This is a genomic window from Aminobacter aganoensis (genome assembly GCF_014206975.1).
GTDB classification, from domain to species: Bacteria; Pseudomonadota; Alphaproteobacteria; order Rhizobiales; family Rhizobiaceae; genus Aminobacter; species Aminobacter aganoensis.
Window position 1 is genome coordinate 43,559 of the sequence record NZ_JACHOU010000012.1, and the last position, 18,434, is coordinate 61,992.

General features: G+C 64.1%; 14 protein-coding genes. 7 read left to right on the forward strand and 7 right to left on the reverse strand.

Features of this window, described 5'->3' with window-relative positions:
- Positions 1-35: 35 nt before the first annotated feature.
- Complete coding sequence (locus tag GGR00_RS19740; RefSeq protein ID WP_184700520.1) at positions 36-950, reverse strand: LysR family transcriptional regulator; 915 nt, start codon at positions 948-950, stop codon at positions 36-38.
- Between the two features lie 212 nt (positions 951-1,162).
- On the opposite strand from GGR00_RS19740, the gene GGR00_RS19745 reads away from it, so the two are divergent.
- The 6 genes from GGR00_RS19745 to GGR00_RS19770 are packed head-to-tail and all read left to right on the forward strand — an operon-like array spanning position 1,163 to position 8,572.
- The gene (locus GGR00_RS19745) at positions 1,163-2,137 is read left to right on the forward strand and encodes an ABC transporter permease (protein ID WP_184700521.1); all 975 of its coding nucleotides are present in this window, start codon (positions 1,163-1,165) and stop codon (positions 2,135-2,137) included.
- Positions 2,134-3,039: an ABC transporter permease gene (locus tag GGR00_RS19750; protein ID WP_184700522.1), complete on the forward strand. Its 906-nt coding sequence runs from the start codon at positions 2,134-2,136 to the stop codon at positions 3,037-3,039. The genes GGR00_RS19745 and GGR00_RS19750 overlap by 4 nt, the downstream gene beginning before the upstream one ends.
- A gap of 1 nt (position 3,040) precedes the next feature.
- Positions 3,041-4,006, forward strand: a complete 966-nt coding sequence (locus tag GGR00_RS19755; RefSeq protein WP_184700523.1) for an ABC transporter ATP-binding protein — start codon at positions 3,041-3,043, stop codon at positions 4,004-4,006.
- Positions 4,003-5,034 (forward strand): ABC transporter ATP-binding protein, encoded by a 1,032-nt coding sequence (locus GGR00_RS19760; RefSeq protein WP_184700524.1) that lies wholly within the window; start codon positions 4,003-4,005, stop codon positions 5,032-5,034. Before GGR00_RS19755 ends, GGR00_RS19760 begins: the two co-directional genes overlap by 4 nt.
- Before the next feature lie 23 nt (positions 5,035-5,057).
- Positions 5,058-6,632, forward strand: coding sequence for an ABC transporter substrate-binding protein (locus GGR00_RS19765; RefSeq protein ID WP_184700525.1), 1,575 nt, complete (start codon positions 5,058-5,060; stop codon positions 6,630-6,632).
- A gap of 2 nt (positions 6,633-6,634) precedes the next feature.
- Positions 6,635-8,572: a CocE/NonD family hydrolase gene (locus tag GGR00_RS19770; protein ID WP_184700526.1), complete on the forward strand. Its 1,938-nt coding sequence runs from the start codon at positions 6,635-6,637 to the stop codon at positions 8,570-8,572.
- Positions 8,573-8,766: 194 nt separating this feature from the next.
- Here the strand turns inward: GGR00_RS19770 and GGR00_RS19775 are convergent, their stop codons facing one another.
- From GGR00_RS19775 to GGR00_RS19800, 6 genes are all read right to left on the reverse strand, one after another.
- Positions 8,767-10,434 (reverse strand): trimethylamine N-oxide permease, encoded by a 1,668-nt coding sequence (locus GGR00_RS19775; RefSeq protein WP_184700527.1) that lies wholly within the window; start codon positions 10,432-10,434, stop codon positions 8,767-8,769.
- A 288-nt stretch (positions 10,435-10,722) separates the two neighbouring features.
- Positions 10,723-11,286, reverse strand: coding sequence for an S-(hydroxymethyl)glutathione synthase (gfa, locus tag GGR00_RS19780; protein WP_377864236.1), 564 nt, complete (start codon positions 11,284-11,286; stop codon positions 10,723-10,725).
- A gap of 85 nt (positions 11,287-11,371) precedes the next feature.
- Complete coding sequence (locus GGR00_RS19785; RefSeq protein WP_184700529.1) at positions 11,372-12,484, reverse strand: S-(hydroxymethyl)glutathione dehydrogenase/class III alcohol dehydrogenase; 1,113 nt, start codon at positions 12,482-12,484, stop codon at positions 11,372-11,374.
- A 63-nt stretch (positions 12,485-12,547) separates the two neighbouring features.
- Entirely contained in the window at positions 12,548-13,564 is a 1,017-nt protein-coding gene (locus GGR00_RS19790) for a 2Fe-2S iron-sulfur cluster-binding protein (RefSeq protein WP_184700530.1), read from the reverse strand.
- Between the two features lie 70 nt (positions 13,565-13,634).
- Positions 13,635-14,777 (reverse strand): aromatic ring-hydroxylating oxygenase subunit alpha, encoded by a 1,143-nt coding sequence (locus GGR00_RS19795; protein WP_184700531.1) that lies wholly within the window; start codon positions 14,775-14,777, stop codon positions 13,635-13,637.
- 218 nt (positions 14,778-14,995) lie between these two features.
- The gene (locus GGR00_RS19800) at positions 14,996-16,048 is read right to left on the reverse strand and encodes a helix-turn-helix transcriptional regulator (RefSeq protein WP_184700532.1); all 1,053 of its coding nucleotides are present in this window, start codon (positions 16,046-16,048) and stop codon (positions 14,996-14,998) included.
- 792 nt (positions 16,049-16,840) lie between these two features.
- On the opposite strand from GGR00_RS19800, the gene GGR00_RS19805 reads away from it, so the two are divergent.
- Positions 16,841-18,190 carry an ammonium transporter family protein gene (locus GGR00_RS19805; RefSeq protein ID WP_184700533.1) on the forward strand — a complete coding sequence of 450 codons (1,350 nt, stop codon included), beginning with the start codon at positions 16,841-16,843 and terminating at the stop codon, positions 18,188-18,190.
- Positions 18,191-18,434: the final 244 nt, after the last annotated feature.

Sequence of the window (18,434 nt, forward strand, 5' to 3'; positions counted from 1 at the left end):
TCCCGCCACGGCGATGCCGGCAGCGCTGCTGCTGACTAGCCGATCGGCTTCGTCATCGTGCCGTCGCCGACCAGCCGTTCCCTGAGCGTGTCGATGAAGTTGAGTACCGGCCGCGACAGCTGGGTGTCGCGCAGGGTGGCGATGCCGTAATCGTTCCACAGTGGCGGCGAGAAGGGCCTCATCACCACCCGGTCGGACTTGAGCAGGTTGCCGATCAGTGCCGGGATGATCGAGACGCCGATGCCTTCGGCGACCATCGCCACACTGGATTCGACCGAATGCGTCTCGACGCGGCAGCGCACCGTGCCCTGGGCATGCCGCAGCCGCTCCTCGATGTCCTCGCGGCTCGACCGCAAGCGGCCGAGCAGCACAAGGTCGGTGCGCGACAGGTCGTCGGCGCTGACTGTCTCGCGTTCGGCGAGCGGATGGCCGACGGGCAGTGCGCAGAGTTGGCCGCTGGACACAAGCGGCATGGTCTGCAGCCCACGATCCTCGGTCGGCAGTCGGACGAAGCCGAAATCGACCGTACGGCCCATGACCGCGCGCTCGATGGCGTCGTAGGGTCCGGCCACCAGCTCGATACTGACTTCGCTCTGCGCGGCCAGGAAGTCGCGCACCAGTCCCGGCAGCAGCGTGGTCGTCAGCGAATGCGGAAAACCCATCTTGATCAGCGTCTTGCCCGACCAGCCGGCACTGAGCTCGTCGGTGCGACGCTTGAGGCGGGCAAGCACATCGGACAATTCGCCGACTTCCTGAAGCAGGGCGGTGGCCTCGGGCTTGGGGACCAGACGGCCCTTCTCGCGCCGGAACAGCTCCAGCCCTATTTCCTGCTCGAGGCTGGTCAGCTGCCTGCTGATGGCCGACTGCGACAGGCTGAGTACGCCGGAGGCGCCGATGGTCGAGCCGGTCTGCATGACGGCCCGGAACACTTCGAGCTGGCGCAGGTTCATGCGCGCGCGCCTGACGTGGGCAAGCCGGTCACCGCCGAAACACCGTGGGCGCATCAGGCAATGCACAAAACTCATAAGATTGCGCCTCTGTCGACGTCACTGCTAACTCGATCCTCAAATGGCAGCCGGTCGAACCGGCGCAGCGAGGAGAACACTCTTTTGCCACCCAAGCCAAGCCCTTGCGGGCGAGCCAGGCCACACGGTCGCGCACTATGACCGTCTTCATCATCCGCCGCGTCGTACAAAGCCTGCTCGTGCTGTTTGCGACGTCGGTCCTCGTCTTCATCGGCATCTATGCCATCGGCAACCCGATCGACATCATGATCCCCGCCGACGCCAGCGCTGTCGAGCGCGAGGCGGCCATCCAGGCGCTCGGCCTCGACCGTCCGCTGATCGCGCAATACTGGTCGTTCCTGGTCGATGCGCTGCAAGGCGATCTCGGCCGTTCCTTCGTCTTCAACCAGCCCGCCGTCGGCCTGATCTTCCAGCGCCTGCCCGCCACGCTGGAACTGGCCTTCGTGGCTCTGGCCATCGCGCTGATCCTCGGCATTCCGCTCGGCCTCATCGCCGGCCTCAGGCCGAAGTCGGTCGCCGATGAAACCATCATGACCGGCTCGATCCTCGGCTTCTCCCTGCCCAATTTCTGGCAGGGCATGATGCTGATCATGATCTTCTCGATCTGGCTCGGCTGGCTGCCGTCTTCGGGCCGCGGCGAGACCGGCGAGATCTTCGGCGTCACCACCAGCCTGGCCAGCCTCGACGGGCTCAAGCACCTGATCCTGCCGGCAACCAACCTCGCGCTGTTCAAGCTGTCGTTGGTGATCCGGCTGACACGCACAGGCGTGCGCGAGACGATGCCGCTCGACTTCATCAAGTTCGCCCGCGCCAAGGGCCTGTCGGAGCGCCGTATCGTCTCGGTGCACGTGATGAAGAACATCATGATCCCGATCGTGACGGTCGTCGGCATGGAATTCGGCTCGGTCATCGCCTTTGCCGTCGTCACCGAAACCATCTTCGCCTGGCCCGGCATCGGCAAACTGCTGATCGATTCCATCACCGTGCTCGACCGGCCCGTTGTCGTCGCCTACCTGCTCGTGGTCGTGACGATGTTCATCGTCATCAACCTTCTCGTCGACATCGTCTACTCGATGCTCGATCCCCGCATACGGCTGGGAGACGGCCAATGATCGCGGCTGTGCTCAAGCTCAACGACAACCAGGCCTTCTGGGCGCGCTCCCTGCGCGGCATCCTGGAAAGCCCCAAGGCCACCATCGGCCTGGTCGCCTGCCTGTTCCTCATCCTCGCCGCAGCCTTCGGCCCGTATCTCGTGCCGCAGAACCCTTATGACCTGGCGGCCATCGACTTCTTCGATGCCCGGCTGCCGCCGATGTCGGAAAGCATGAACGGCACGCTCTACCTGCTCGGCACCGACGGACAAGGGCGCGACATGCTGTCGGCCATGGTCTACGGCCTGCGCACCTCGATGGGCGTCGGCCTGTTTGCCGGCGTGGTCGCGCTCGGCGTCGGCACGGCGCTCGGCCTTGCCGCCGCCTATTTCGGCGGCCGCATAGACACGCTGATCATGCGCCTCGTCGACCTGATGCTGGGCTTTCCCACCATTCTCGTCGCGCTGATGCTTCTGGCGCTGCTCGGTCAGGGCGTGTGGAAGGTGGTGCTTGCGCTGGTCATCGTGCAGTGGGCGCAATTCGCCCGCGCGGTGCGCGCCGCGGCCCTCGTCGAACGCGGCAAGGAATATGTCGAGGCCGCTGCCTCGCTCGGCCTGTCCAAGCCGCGCATCCTGTTTGGCCACATGCTGCCCAACTGCCTGCCGCCAATCATCGTCATCGGCACGCTGCAGATCGCCAACGCCATTTCGGCGGAAGCGACGCTGTCCTTCCTCGGCATCGGCCTGCCCATCACCGAGCCGTCGCTCGGCCTTTTGATCGCCAATGGCTATCAGACGCTGCTGTCGGGCCAGTACTGGATCTCGGTCTATCCAGGCCTGCTGCTTCTGGCGCTCGTCTTCAGCATCAACATCGTCGGCGACCGGCTGCGCGAAGTGCTCAACCCCCGTCTGGCGGAGCGCTGAGATGACGCTCAAGGTCGAAAACCTCTCCACACATTTCTTCACCCGCGAGGGTGTCGCCAAGGCGGTCGACGGCGTGTCCTTCGAGGTCGGCCGTGGCGAAATCCTCGGGCTTGTCGGCGAATCCGGCTCGGGCAAGTCGATCACCGGCTTTTCCATCCTCGGACTTGTCGACCCGCCCGGGCGCGTGACCGGCGGCAAGATCCTGTTCCAGGGGCAGGACCTGGTCGGGCGCTCGCCACATGAGATGCGCGCCATCCGGGGCAAGCGGATCGCCATGATCTTCCAGGACCCGATGATGACGCTCAACCCGGTGCTGTCGATCGAGACCCAGATGGTCGAGACAGTGCGCGCCCATGACAAGGTGTCGAAGGCCGAAGCGCGCGCCCGTGCCGTCGAGGCGCTCGGCCTCGTAGGCATTCCTTCGCCGGACGAGCGGCTGGCCGCCTATCCGCACCAGTTCTCGGGCGGCATGCGCCAGCGCGTGGCGATTGCCATCGCATTGCTGCACCGGCCGGAACTGATCATCGCCGACGAGCCCACCACCGCGCTCGACGTTACCATCCAGTCGCAAATCCTGGCAGTGATCCAGCGACTGAGCACGGAGTTCGGCATGTCGCTGGTCTGGATCAGCCACGACCTCGGCGTCGTCGCTGGCCTCGCCCAAAAGGTTGCGGTCATGTATGCCGGCCGCATCGTCGAGACCGGCACGGTCGACGACGTGCTCGACCGTCCCATTCATCCCTACACCATTGGCCTGATGCGTTCCGTGCCGGCCAATCTCGACCGTGGCGAGACGCTGACGCCGATCCCCGGCATGGCGCCGTCGCCGCTCAAGCGCCCGTCGGGCTGCCCGTTCCGGCTGCGCTGCTTTGCGGCAACCGCCGCCTGCGAGGCAGAGCCTGAAGCCGCGGCCATCGACGGTCATCTCTATCGCTGCTTCAACCCGCAATTCGAGAGGGCAGCATGACTCCGCTGATCGAAGGCACCGGCGTGTCCAGGCGCTTCTCGCGCGGACTGGACTATGCCGAAAAGCTCGCACGCATGTTCGGCGCCAAGCTTGAGGAGCGCGTCGTCCACGCCGTCGACGACATCTCACTCGCGATCAATCCCGGCGAGGTCGTCGGCCTGGTCGGCGAAAGCGGCTGCGGCAAGTCCACGCTCGGGCGCATCATGGCGGGCATCCTACCCCAGTCCGCGGGCACGCTGCACTGGGAAGGCAAGGACATCTCGGCGCTGCCGCGGCAGGAGGCCAAGGCCGTCCGGCTGACCTCGCAGATGATCTTCCAGGACCCGATGTCGTCGCTCAACCCGCGCAAGACGATCCTCGACATCGTCGGCGAGGCACCCGTGGCGCATGGCATGGTGCCCAAGCGGCAGGCCCCCGACATGGTGGCGGCACTGATGGAGCGTGTCGGCCTCGATCCGTCCTATCTCAAGCGCTACCCGCACCAGTTCTCCGGCGGCCAGCGCCAGCGCATCGGCATCGCCCGGGCCCTGGCGGTCAAGCCCCGCTTCATCATCTGCGACGAGTCCGTCTCGGCGCTCGACGTGTCGATCCAGGCGCAGATCCTCAACCTGTTCATGGAGCTGAAGCAGGAACTGGGGCTGACCTATCTGTTCATCAGCCACGATCTCGGCGTGGTGAAGCACATCTCCGACCGCGTCGCGATCATGTATCTCGGCCGCATCGTCGAGAGCGCACCGGCCGACGCGTTCTTCGCCGCGCCCAACCATCCCTACACGGTGGCGCTGTTGTCGGAAGTGCCGACGATCAAGCAACGGCGACGCCAGTTCAACCCGGTAAAGGGCGAGATCCCGTCGCCGCTGCACCCGCCGAGCGGCTGTCACTTTCATCCTCGGTGCCCGCATGCCTTCGACCGCTGCCGCATGGAGCGGCCGCTGCTGCGCGAGATCGCTCCGGGTCATATCAGTGCCTGCCATCTCAACGAAACGCCGGTGCTTGCAATCGCTCGCCCGGCCGAGATCACGACCTAACCAACACAAGGGGAGCCTAAAAAATGAAACTGATCCGATCCACAATCGCCGGCCTGCTTCTGGCCACCAGTCTTTCGAGCGCTGCACTTGCCGCCGACCTCACCGTCGGCATGTCGACCGAGCCTTCCTCGGTCGATCCGCAGTTCTCGCGCACCGGCAACAACCAGAACCTGGCGCAGCAGGTCTTCGGCCGCCTGGTCGAGCCCGACGCCAACCTGCAGATCCATCCGAACCTCGCCGAGAGCTGGAAGAATACCGATCCGCTGACCTGGGAAGTCAAGCTTCGCCAGGGCGTGAAGTTCCATGACGGCTCGCCGCTGACCGCCGAGGATGTCATCTATTCGCTCGAACGCGTCTCCAAGATCGAGAACAGCCCGGCGCCGTTCACCGCCAATGTCGGCCCAATCGACAAGATGGAGATCGTCGACCCGCAGACCATCCGCTTCACCACCAAGAAGCCGACGCCGCAGTTCATGGAACTGGCCGGCATGGTCTACATCGTTTCCAAGAAGGCGACCGAGGGCAAGACCAGCCAGGACTTCATCGGCGGCGCGGCGGCCATCGGCACCGGTCCCTACAAGTTCGTCGAATGGGTGCCGGGCGACCGCCTCGTGCTCCAGCGCAACGACGAGTTCTGGGGTGAAAAGCCGGAGTTCGAGAAAGTCACCTTCCGCGCCATCTCCAATGCCGCCGCGCGCGTGGCCGCCCTGCGCTCCGGCGCAGTCGACCTGATCGACGGAGTGCCGCCGGCCGACGTTGCCACGCTCAAGGGCGTCGAGAACATCGCGCTCCATTCGACCCCGTCGTCGCGCATCATCTACCTGGCGCTGGACTCCGCCCGGGACGAAAGCCCCTTCGTCACCGATAGCGCCGGCAAGAAGCTTGTTCCGAACCCGCTCAAGGACACCAAGGTGCGCCAGGCGATCTCCAAGATGGTCGACCGCCAGCTGCTCATCGACCGCATCCTCTCGGGCGCAGGCGTGCCTGCCGGCCAACTGGTGCCGGCAGGCATCGGCGGCCATTCCGACAAGCTCGAGCCTGGCGCGATCGACCTCGAAGGCGCCAAGAAGCTGCTCGCCGAGGCAGGCGTGCCCGACGGCTTCGGCATCACCGTCCATTCGTCCAACGACCGTTTCGCCGGCGATGGCGACGTGGCGCAGGCGCTGGGCCAGCTCTTCGCGCGCGGCGGCCTCAAGGTGAACGGCGTCGTCACCCAGCCCTACAACGTCTATGCGGGTGCTGCCGGCAAGCAGGAATTCAGCGCCTTCATCTTCTCCTTCGGCACCACCACGCCGTCGTCCGCTTCGGGCATGAACAACGTGCTGATGACCTACGACAAGGAGGCCGGCACCGGCTCGTTCAACCGCGCCCGCTACTCCAACCCGGCCTATGACGAAAAGATGCGGGCAGCACTCGCCGAGTTCGATGCCCACAAGCGCAATGCGCTTCTGGCCGAGGCAGCAGAGATCGCCTTCAACGACGTCGCCATCGTGCCGCTCTACTGGCCGGTGGTGACCTGGGCCAGCCGCGCCGACATCGCCTACACCGCCAACAAGGCCGAGGACACGCTGGCCGCCTACGCACGGACGGTCAAGTAAGCATGAACGCGACTGCCGAGACGATGGGTGTTTTCGAACTGCCGGCCCCCGAGCCGGTTGCCGAGGGCGTAGTGGTTCACCGCGACGTCATGGTGGCGATGCGCGACGGGGTCCGTCTGGCGACAGACATCTATCGTCCGGCGCAAAATGGAGAGCCGGTGGGGGAAGCCCTGCCGGTCCTTCTCGAACGCACGGCCTATGGCAAGGCCGAGCGTTCACGCTCCGAGATCGAGGTAGGCATGGAGCGGCCGATGACGCGGGCCGAGGTGGCGACCCACTTCGTCCGCCACGGCTATGTCGTCGCCTACCAGGATTGCCGAGGGCGCAACGGCTCGGAGGGCGAATTCGTCAAATATCTCGCCGAGGGGCCCGACGGCTACGACACGGTCGCCTGGCTCGCCGGGCAGCCCTGGACGAACGGCAGGATCGGCACCATGGGCCTGTCCTATGCGGCGCATACGCAGATGGCGCTCGCCTGCCTCAACCCGCCCGGTCTTGCGGCGATGGTGCTCGATTCCGGCGGCTTCTCCAATGCATACACCTGCGGCATCCGCCAGGGCGGCGCCTTCGAGCTGAAGCAGGCGACCTGGGCCTATAACCACGCAAGCGAGAGCGGGGCGGCCAAGGACAATCCCGACCTGCTGCGTGCCCTTGAGGCAGAAGACGTCAGGAAGTGGTTCACCGCCATGCCCTGGTCGGAGGGCCGCTCGCCGGTACGCTGGGTTCCCGAATACGAGAACTATCTGCTGGAGCAATGGCGCCACGGCACCTTCGACGACTACTGGAAGCAGCCGGGCATCTATGCGCTCGACAGCTACGACACCTTTCCCAAGGTTGCGGTGGCGCTGGTGTCGAGCTGGTACGACGCATATGTGCGCACGACCTTCGAGAACTATGAGGGTCTTGCGCGCGACGCAAAGCGACACCTGCAGGTGGTCATGGGGCCGAACCTGCACGGCAACCGCAATGCCACCTTCGCCGGCGATGTCGAGTTCGGCCCGGCGGCGGCGCTAGGCGGCAATGTCGCCGCGAGCTGGCTTGAGTTCCGCCGCCGCTGGTTCGACCGCTGGCTGAAAGACACCGACAACACCGTCGAGGCGGATCCGCGCGTCCGACTGTTCCTGATGGGAGGCGGCACGGGCCGCCGCACGGGAGACGGGCGCATCGACCATGGCGGGCGCTGGATCGCTGCCCCCGATTGGCCGCTGCCGGCGAGTGCCGTATGTACGTTGAACCTCCACCACGACGGCAGCCTGTCGGACGCTCTGCCTGAAGCTGATGCCGCACCCTTCGTGTATGATTTCGACCCGAGGAAGCCGGTGCCCACCATCGGCGGCGCGCTGACCAGCGGCCAGCCTGTGTTCGAGGGCGGTGGCTTCGATCAACGCGAAAACAGCCGCTTCTTCGGCTGCGACGACACCAACCTACCGCTGTCTGCAAGGCTCGACGTGCTGTCCTTCGAGACCGAGCCGCTGGCCGAGGACATGGCCGTCGTCGGGCCGCTGACCGTGGAGCTGTTCGTCTCCACCGATGGTCCCGACACCGATTTCACCGCCAAGCTGGTCGACGTCTATCCGCCGAGCGAGGAGTTCCCGACTGGCTTTGCCATGATCCTGACCGACGGTATCTTCCGCTGCCGCTATCGCAACGGATTCGACAGACCCGAGCCTTGCGTGCCCGGCGAAACGATGAAGATCACCATCGAGCCCTTCGCCACCGCCAACCTGTTCCGGAAAGGCCACCGGCTGCGACTCGACATCTCGTCGTCCAACTTCCCGAAATACGACGTCAATCCCAACACCGGCGCACCCGAAGGGCGCGGTCGTACCAGCCGCGTCGCACGAAACACCGTCTTCTGCGACCCCACGAGGCCATCGCGCATCCACCTGCAAGTCGTGGCAGCCAACAAGCTCGAGGCGATGAAGGAACTCGGACGGTAGAAGCAGGGCCGTTCGCCGGCCGACGCTTCCCGAAAAGCAAAAAAGACCGACAACGCCTGCGAAACTATGGGGTAATCGCGCACGCGTTGTCGGCAGGGACGGACCAGGTTGAGGAGGTTTGGTCCACGGGAAATTTCAGTTGGGAGTTCCGCCAGCGACGGCCTATCGCTGGCGCAACGAATGCGATCCGTCCGTCAGAGCACGAAGATCCAGTTCGCGAGAAGAACGATCCCCAGCCCGCCGAACAGGGCGACATAGGGCAGCACGCCGGCGCGCCTTTCACCCTGGCTCTCGGCATCGGCCGAAGGGAAGCGGCCGCCGTCCTGGATGTAGTGCCTGTACCAGAAGACCGGGATGATCAGGAGCGCGGTCCCCAGGCCGGCCCAGAGTGCCGCCGGGTGCCAGATCTTGGCGCCGGCGCCCATGAACACCGCGTTGACGTAGGACAACACCGTGCCGGCTGCCAGGATGAGGGTAGGGGCTCGGTAGGGCCTGCGCCGATCCGGCGAATCGATGCGATGGATCCATCCCGCATTGAGGTTCAGGAAGTTGAAGATCATGTAGCAGACGTTGGAGACGGCGAGCAGGAAGAAGAAGCTCGTCGCATCCGAAACGGCAACTGCCAGGACGAACAGGTTGAACACCAGGTCGGTCCACATCGCGTTGGTGGGCGCGCCATGGTGGTTGAGATGTCCGAGATAGCGCGGCAGCCAACCGTCGACGGAACCCTGGTAAAGGGTGCGCGACGAGCCTGCCATCGACGTCATGATCGACAAAAGCACGGCCAGCACCATCATCAGGATGAGCGCGTAGAGGATGACGGGACCACCGCCGACCATGATGGCCAAGGCGCGCGCAACCCCTGATCCGTCGACGATTGAAGGGTCGGTGACGCCCTGGAGGCCGAGAACGCCCTGGAAGGTGAACGGCACGATGATGAAGAGTGCCAGGCACAGAAGGCCCGCGGACAGGATCGCCTTGTAGGTGTCGTTGGCGGGGTCCTTGAACTCGCGCGTGTAGCAGATGGCCGTCTCGAAGCCGTAGGTCGACCACCCCGCAAGGAAGAGGCCGGACAGGATGACCGTCCAGCTGGTCAGGTCCCAATCGCCGCTGGTCGGCGCCATGGGCAGGAAGTTGCCGACATCCACCTTGCCGAGCAGGATGGGAACGATGCCGACGATCGCCAGCGGGATGATGACGGCAAGCCCGAGATACTTCTGGACGCTGGCGGTCCCATGGATGCCGCGGTGCTGGATTGCAAAGACCAGCAGCATGAAGGCCGCGCCGATCCAGAACGCGGCATTCAGGGAGAAGGAAACGGGCCCGATCTGGCCGTGGAACAGGGTCCATTCCCTGATGGAGGGGGTGAGCGCAGCGATCGCCTTGGCCACCTGCTCGTCATAGGCAAGGCCCGTCAGCGACGCGCTGTTCGCAGTGATCCAGTTGATCACCTCGGCCGAATGCGACGAGGGGACGGACGCGAAGGTGTTTAGCACATAGGCTGCCGCGATCGACGAGCCAAGCGACAGCACCGAGGTCCATGCCACCCAGTTGCACCACACCGAAAGCGGCGCGATAAACTTCCCGTAACGGAGCCAGGCCGAGGCGCCGTAGATCGAGGCGCCGCCTGATTTGTTGGGAAAGAGCCCGGCGATTTCGGCATAGGTGAACGACTGGATAAATCCCATGACCATCGAGATGGCCCAGATGACGATGGCCAGCTTGCCGACCGTTCCCGCCAGGCCGCCGATCGAAAAGAGCACGAAGGCAGGGGCGCCGCTTGCGATCCAGAATGCTCCTTTCCAGGTAAGGGCTCGTCGCATCTCTTCCTTGGGTATGTCGGTGTCGGTTATCGCTACCATCGGTTTCCTCCCGGGTTGGCTAAAGTGCTGATGTCGCTGGCCACGGCTCCGCCTGCGGCGTGGAGCGCGCGCTCCATCCGGAGGGTCTCGATCTGCAGGATGCGGCTGCCTCGAACGGGCTTTTGCCGGATCCCGGTTCCACCTGGTGTCTTGCCGGTTCAGCGTCGGCTAATGAAGGATACAGAGGCGGTAACGACCTACAATGATGCCGCTTGGCACTAGTTGGCCTTGCGCCTCTGGTGCGGTCTGGCGAGCCCACCTGTGCGGTGGACTCTGTTGGCCCTGGTGCTACTTGAGCACACCATTCTTCCTGGCGGTCCAGGTGGCGATGTAGTCCATCAGCGCCGGCGACAGGCAGTCATAGGGGGCGAGGCCGAGATCGCCGAGCCTTTTGCGGATGCCATCCATTTCCGCAGGGTCGACGCCGGCCTCGATGACCGAGGAGACGAAGGCGGCGAAGCCCGGTGCCATCCAGCCGGCTTCCTCGAACCGCTCCGGATGGATGAAGTCGAGGCCCTGGAACGGATGGTCGCGCTCGACCGGTCCGTACATGTGGACGCCGCACTCGGTGCAGGCGTGGCGCTGGATCAGCGCGCTCGGATCGACCACCGCCAGCTTGTCACCGTTTTCGATCACCTCCACATTGTCGCGGCCGGTCACCGCGACGATCGAAAACGCTGCGCCGTCGGGCTTCCAGCATTTCGTGCAGCCGCAAGCGTGGTTGTGGGCGACGTCGCCCGTGATCTTCACCTTCACCGGCCGATCGGCGCAGGCGCAGACCAGGGTTCCGCCGGCAAAGCTGCCGGTTCCTGGCTTGACGCCATGGTCCAGGGCGGGATGCAACGACACCATGTTCTTCTCCTCCATGCCGGGAATGCGCTGGGGCTGGCGGGTCCGGCTGGCCGCCGCCGCGGGGTTGTGGGGCGTCTGGGCGCACTCAGAACTGGATGACCGAGCGAATGGACGTGCCCGCATGCATCAGCTCGAAGGCGGTGTTGATCTCTTCGAGCGGCATGGTGTGGGTGATGAGGTCGTCGATGTTGATCTTGCCCTCCATGTACCAGTCGACGATCCGTGGTACGTCGGTGCGGCCGCGCGCACCGCCAAAGGCGGTGCCCTTCCAGACTCGGCCGGTGACCAGCTGGAACGGGCGGGTAGCAATTTCCTTGCCCGCCTCGGCGACGCCGATGATGATCGATTCACCCCAGCCGCGATGGCAGCACTCGAGCGCCTGGCGCATCACCTCGGTGTTGCCGGTGGCATCGAACGAATAGTCGGCGCCGCCGTCGGTCAGGTCCTGGATAGCCTGCACCACCTTGTCGTTGCCGATCTCGCGCGGATTGACGAAGTCGGTCATGCCGAAGCGGCGCGCCATCTCGGCCTTGGCCGGGTTGATGTCGACGCCGATGATCCGGTCGGCACCGACCATGCGGGCGCCCTGGATAACGTTGAGGCCGATACCGCCGAGGCCGAAGACCACGACGTTGGAACCCGGTCGGACCTTGGCCGTGTAGAGGACGGCACCTATGCCGGTGGTGACGCCGCAGCCGATGTAGCAGATCTTGTCGAAGGGGGCGTCCTCACGCACCCTGGCGAGCGCGATCTCGGGCAGCACGGTGAAGTTGGAGAAGGTCGAGCAGCCCATATAGTGGAATATCTCGCCGCCGTCGCAGGAGAAGCGCGTCGTCCTGTCAGGCATCAGCCCCTGGCCCTGGGTGGCGCGGATCGAGGTGCACAAATTGGAGCGCTGCGACAGGCAGGTTTTGCACTGCCGGCACTCGGGCGTGTAGAGCGGGATGACATGATCGCCCGGCCGCAGGCTGGTGACGCCGGCGCCGACCTCGCGGACGATGCCCGCGCCCTCATGACCGAGGATCGCCGGAAACTTTCCTTCGGAATCGAGCCCCGAAAGCGTGTAGGCGTCGGTGTGGCAGACCCCCGTCGCCATGACCTCGACAAGAACCTCGCCGGCCTTCGGCCCACCGATCTCGATCGTCTCGACCGTCAGAGGCCTGTTCGCCTCCCAGGCAACCGCTGCACGTGATTTCAATTGAGGACTCCTGGGCTATGACGTGAAATGAAGCCGGGTTTTCGGCCGGATGCGCGTCGGCTGTCAGGCCGAATTCAGCAACTGCTGCGGTTCCTGGCTGACGAAGGGGTCAGCGTGGCAGTCTTCCGGCCGCGTCCCCTGGGCGCACACGAATTCCTGGCAGGCGCGGACGAGCGGGGGAGGGCCGCAGGTATAGATTTTCGCGGCGCTGAAATCCGCGATGTGCTCGGCCATCACCGCAAAGATATCGCGCGGGTAGCGCGTGTCCGGCTCGTCCGTCACGACAGGATGGAAGCGGAAATTGCGATGGCTGGCCGCCAGGTCGCGGAACTGGTCGTCGAAATAGAGGTCGCGCTGCCACCGCACCGAGAAGAACAGGTCCACCGGGCGGGTCGCCGGCATTGCCAGCGCCTCGTTGAGAATGGACTTGGCCGGGGCCAAGCCGGTCCCGCCGGCCACGAGCGCGATCGGCCCGGGATGCTCCTTGCGCAGATAGGCGCTGCCGAACGGTCCGCTGAGGGAAAAGCGGTCGCCCCGGCGCGTCCGTTCGTAGAAATGGGTGCTGACGTGGCCACCGACACGCGCCCTGACGTGGAATTCCAGCTCCAGCGCGCCCGGGCGATTGGCGAAGGAATACTCGCGCACCGGAAAACCCGGCAGCCCGAGGACGGCGAACTGGCCAGCCAGAAACTGGACCGGCAGCCCGCCGTCGGGCAGAGCCCTGACCACCACGACGTCATGCGTCACGCGCTCGATCCCCGTGATCGTGCAGTCGGCCTTCGACAGCGGAGGAAGTGCCGGATCCTCGTCGGCCAGTTGCACCTCGCAATCAGATTTCGGATAGGCCTTGCAGGCGAGCACGAGGCCTGCCGCGCGCTCGGCGTCGCTCAGGGCCGAGACGTCGTAGGCGCGTTGCTCGACGTCGCCCGACAGGACCTGCGTCTTGCATGCCGAGCAGGTGCCCTGGCGACAGGCGTAGGGATAGTCGAGGCCGGCCTTCAGGGCCGCGTCGAGGATCGATTGGCCTTGGCGGACATCGATGGCGCAGTCGAGCGGGCGGATCGACACCTTGTGGTTCATGAGCGTGTCCCGGCTTCTAGGAGAAGGTGCCGCCCGGCGCCGTGTGCCGCCGGGCGAACTCGAAGGCGTGCTATCCGCGGTTGGCGGTCATGGCGCGGTAGTACATCGACTGGAAGTGATGGATGCCGTGCTCGCTGTTGGACGTCATGTCCTTGTCGATGACGAGGCGGCCTTGGCTGTAGGCCTGGGAATGGAGGCCGCGCTGGACGCTTTCGACCAGGCCGATGTCTTCCGGCTGGAGGATGCCCTTGATGTAGTCCATGGCCGCGACCTCTTCCTCGTTGGGAGTCGCCTCGTCGAGGAAGAAGTCCCAATGCTCGAAGGTCGTCTCCGGTCCGGTCGGCATGATGTGCATGAACGACAGGTTGCGGCGGCCGGGGAAGACATTAAAGGTCACGTTCGGCCACAGATACCAGGCCGCGTACATCAACTGGTTGCCTTGCTTGCTCGCATCGAACTTGTAGGCCGAGTTGTCTTCGCGGGCCGGCGCGATGTGGCTCGAGCAGATGCCGTAGTTTCTGGTCCGGTAGATGCCGTGGTCGAACAGTTCCACCAGCGCCGGATGGGCCGGCGGGCAATGGTAGCATTCCTGGAAATTCTCGACGACGTTCTTCCAGTTGGCCTTGATCTCGAAGGTCAGCCGACCGGCGAACTTCAGCGTTTCCGGTGTATCGACATATTTGCGGACGTCGTCGCCGAATGTACCGGACTGCTCGGCGAGCGCGACCGCGTTCAGGTCGAGGTTGATCCAGACGAAGCCGAGGAAGATCTCGACCTTGACCGGCTTGAGGCAGAACTCCTCGGACGCGAAGCCATCGACGGAATCGAGGATCGAATTCGACCGAAGCTTGCCATCGAGCCCGTAGGTCCAGGCATGGTAGGGGCAGACGATCATGCGCGTCTTGCCCTCGCCGGTGAGCAACTGGTGGGCACGGTGCGAGCAGACATTGTGGAAGGCGCGGATCTCGCCGTCGCGGCCGCGGACGATGGCGATGTTCTGGTCGCCGACCTTGACGGTGGTGTAGGAGCCCGGCGCTTCCAACTGGCTGGAATGGCAGACGAAATTCCAGGACTTGTAGAATACAGATTCCTTTTCGGCCTCGAAGACATCAGCATCGTAGTATAGCTCGGAAGGAAGCGTATAGGAACGCGCCGGATCATTCGGTTTGAAACGGTCCAATCCAAAAAACTCATTGTCATTCTTCTTAAGCATTGGGTTCCTCCACATTCATATTGCCGTCAAAGGCGGGCAACGCACCTCTGCGCTGGGATGAATTCTCGCTGCAACGGGAGGGAAGTCGCAATGGTGCCGCTTGGCACCATCCTGAGGCGCGGCGATGGTCGAAGTATCGCCGACACGGCGCAAACCATGCCATCAGGGTGAGGCCGGGCGTGGAGTTGAAGCAGGTGAAAGGAGCGGACGAAGCCGGGTTAGCGGGCGCTGCGCTCGTCTTCCAGCCGCGCCCTGAGCTGCCTGGTAAACGGCATCATCGCCGAGATCATCGCCCGTTCGGACGACACGCCGAGCTTGCGGTACATGCGCAGCCGGCAGTTCTTGATCGATCCCTTGGCGATGTTCAGCTGCTGCGCGATTGCACCGGTGCTGAGGCCGTCGAGCGTGAGCAGCATGATGTCGCGCTCCCGCGGGGTCAACTGGTCGGCCACATCGCGCGCCGCGCGAACGCTGCTTCCGTCGGCCTCGTCGCTTGCACCGGCGACGTACAACACGACCCCGCCCGGTGCGACGGGGTTTGCTTCATCCAGCGCAAGAGAGCGCAGGAACGACGGCGCCTGCAGGACCATTTCCGAGATGTCGGCGCGGGACGAGGCCTGGGCCAGCTTGCCCACCCAGCGGTCCCGTTCGCCCAGCTTCTTCCAGCCGGGCGTCGTGAACACCGACCTGCCTGCGCGGTCCAGCACCACCACGGCGGAGTCCTCGATCGAATGGCAATCAGCGATCGCCATCGAAAGCCTACCAAACAGCGACCTGATATGCGCGTGGTGGAAGTCCAACATCGCCGGAAAGACACGACGCAGGCGGTCGAGTTCGTCGCTTGCGAACATGCGTTCCCGGCGCTCGAGAAACAAGGAGATGCAGGCGGTTCCGGGGACCGGCAGGAAAAGCGCCAGTTCATCGGTGAATTCGGCGCGCTTCTTGAAATCGAAGGCGTAGAAGTTCCTGTCTATCGCCTGGGGCAGGGCCGCATCCAGCGTCTCCACCCGTGGCAGCGAGTTGCCGCGCCACGAGCAGAGATATGGGTCGCCCGCAGCCGGCTTGGTCTGCAGGTAGTACTCGACCAGCGCGGCATCGATCGCCTTGGTGTGCAGCACGTCAGGATCGCAGCCGGGACGGTAGCGGACGATCCAGCCCATTTCGTGCGGAAGCAGGTTGCCCACGAGCTCGAGCAGCCGATGGTGAAAGCAAGGCTCGCCGATCTCGCGCGCAAGGCCACCCAAGGCGATTGTCAGGGCATCCTGGTCCAAATGCGACAGCCTCCCAATAGGTACCGAACGCGGTGCATGACCGCGCGCTGCTGCAAACTGGCATCCGGCAGGATCGTTCCGGCCGGTCGGGCGACCGGAGAGCCAGTGCCGTGCAGGTCGGAGCAGCCATGCCGATCGCCGGCGCTTTCATTCGTGAGCTTTGCAGCTGGCCGCAAGCTGTCAAGCCAATTCCTTGCTCCCGGGCCTGCTTGCGGACAAGCCGCCAGGTGCGTCCCGTCATGTCGTTGCGTCGGCTCGGATTGCAGCAGCGCCACCCGGACGGCCCGGCTCCAATCCGGCGACACGCAACTTCATGCGATCATTATTCCTGACGGAGAAATAATTTCACCCATAGTGCAAGCGAACGTAATGCCGGTCAATGGTGCCATTGGTCATGCATCTTTCCTACCGAAACAGAGGCCGCGGGCACGGCTTCGAGACGCGGAAGCGGTCATCTGCGCGCCCCAAAAGACTTCCGCATGTACTGGGGCTAACGATCGAAATACGCGCCGAAGTCGCCGTTCGTCGGCTTGAGAGTTGGCGGTGCGAAATGGCCGGGTCCGCGATCCGATTTTCCACACCTCTCCGTTGGATTCCTGGGGTTTTTCATCGCCAGGCCATTTTCCCTGTCAGGAAAATAGTTTCACTCCCTTGATTTAATCTTCGCCCCAAAACAAAGTAGTTCGACCCATTTGCCCTTGGGTAACGTCCAGGCCTCCGCCTAGTCGGGGCAAGGAAAGCCACAAAGAAAAGCCGGGGACAGGGGCAGCCGGCATCAGAGGGGATAAATATATGGAAGGAACGACGACAGCATTTTTTGCTGGACAGGTGACGCTCACCCAACTTGTCCAGAACCTGGTCTATGCCTCAGGTACGGTGGGCGCGCTGACGGTGGTTGCCGGTCTTCTGATGATCGATGCGGGCACCACGCGAAGCGCCAATCTCTACAATTCCACGATCGAGAAGATGGTGGGCTTCTTCATCGGTTTCGCAACCTATTTCATTATCGGCTTCGGCTTCTGGGCGGGGCAGTACTACATCATGTCCGGCGGAACCATGATGGATTCGCTGAAGGACTGGTGGTTCTTCGGCGCGCTGTCGAACGCGCATGCACAAAAGGTCGATCCGGCGGTCTGGCCCGGGCTCAATACGTTCCAGATCTTCATCTTCTTCCTTGCCTGCTTTGCAGGCATCGTGAACGTCCTGCTCCATTTCGCGGTGTCGGAGCGCATGAAGGCCTCCGCCTTCTACGTCACCTGCGTCGTGGCCACCGTGGTCTCCTCGGTCCTGAGCTGGGCGGTCTGGGGGTCGGTTGGCCCGCTGACCAACGCCGGCTTCCATGACTTCTTCGGTATCGGGTTCGTCTATATCTTCCCGACCGGCATCGCGATGGTCCTGGTTCCGCAACTGGGCAAGCGCCCGGGCATGTTCGCGCCTCATCCGAAGGTGGCGTCCTACAAGGCACCTTCGATCGGGCTTGCTGCAACCGGCCTGATCACCATCTTCGCAGGTCTGCCGATGGTCATCCTGTCCTGCCTGTTCTTCTTCGATCCCGAGACCTATGCTGTTTCGGTGACAATGGCCGACACCAGCGTGGGCATCGCCTTCAACAACTACGGCATCTCCTGGGCTGGTGGCGCCATCACCGGTGCGATCATCTCCTACCGTACGAAGAACTACATCTATCTGCTGCTCGGCCCGCTTGCCGGGTACGTTTCGGGCGCGCCAGGGTTCGACGTCTACCTGCCCTGGCAGATGTTCCTTGTCTCGCTCGGCGCGCCGATTGCGGCCTGGGTCGTCTACAACTTCACATCCAAGCGTGAGATCGACGAGCACAAGCTCTTCCCGCTGTTCATCGGCGCGGGTTTCTATGCGCTCATCATGGTCGGGCTGGTCAAGTCGGGCACGCCGAGGGGCGGCTACTTCGGCATCACCGAAGGCGCATATGCGTTCCAGCACGGTCAAATCAGCGTGTTGATGCAACTTGCCGGCTTCGCGCTCTGCCTTGGCGCTGGCATCCTGACCGGACTGGTCCTGTCGGTGGTGCTCAAGGTCACAACCGGGCTGCGGGTGCCGGAGGACGCTCAGGCGGAAGGCCTGGACAAGCTGATCTGGGGCCTCGACAACGAAAGCAAGAGCTGAGCAAAGCGCCGGTGCCGCAATTCAACTCGCGGCACCGGCATACAACTGGGGCTGAGGAAAGCCCTTGTTCCCGGACATGTCCGAGGTATGGGCCTGTTCTGCAGCAGAGTTACGTCAACTTGGCTGAGGAATGAAGTTCCTCAATTTCAGCCGGTGATCGGCAAGGGAGCATTCGCAGCCCGCCGGCTTCCTGCCCTGCGAACCGACCCATAGCGCAAGCGCTATGGGTCCCAGCGTGCCCTTA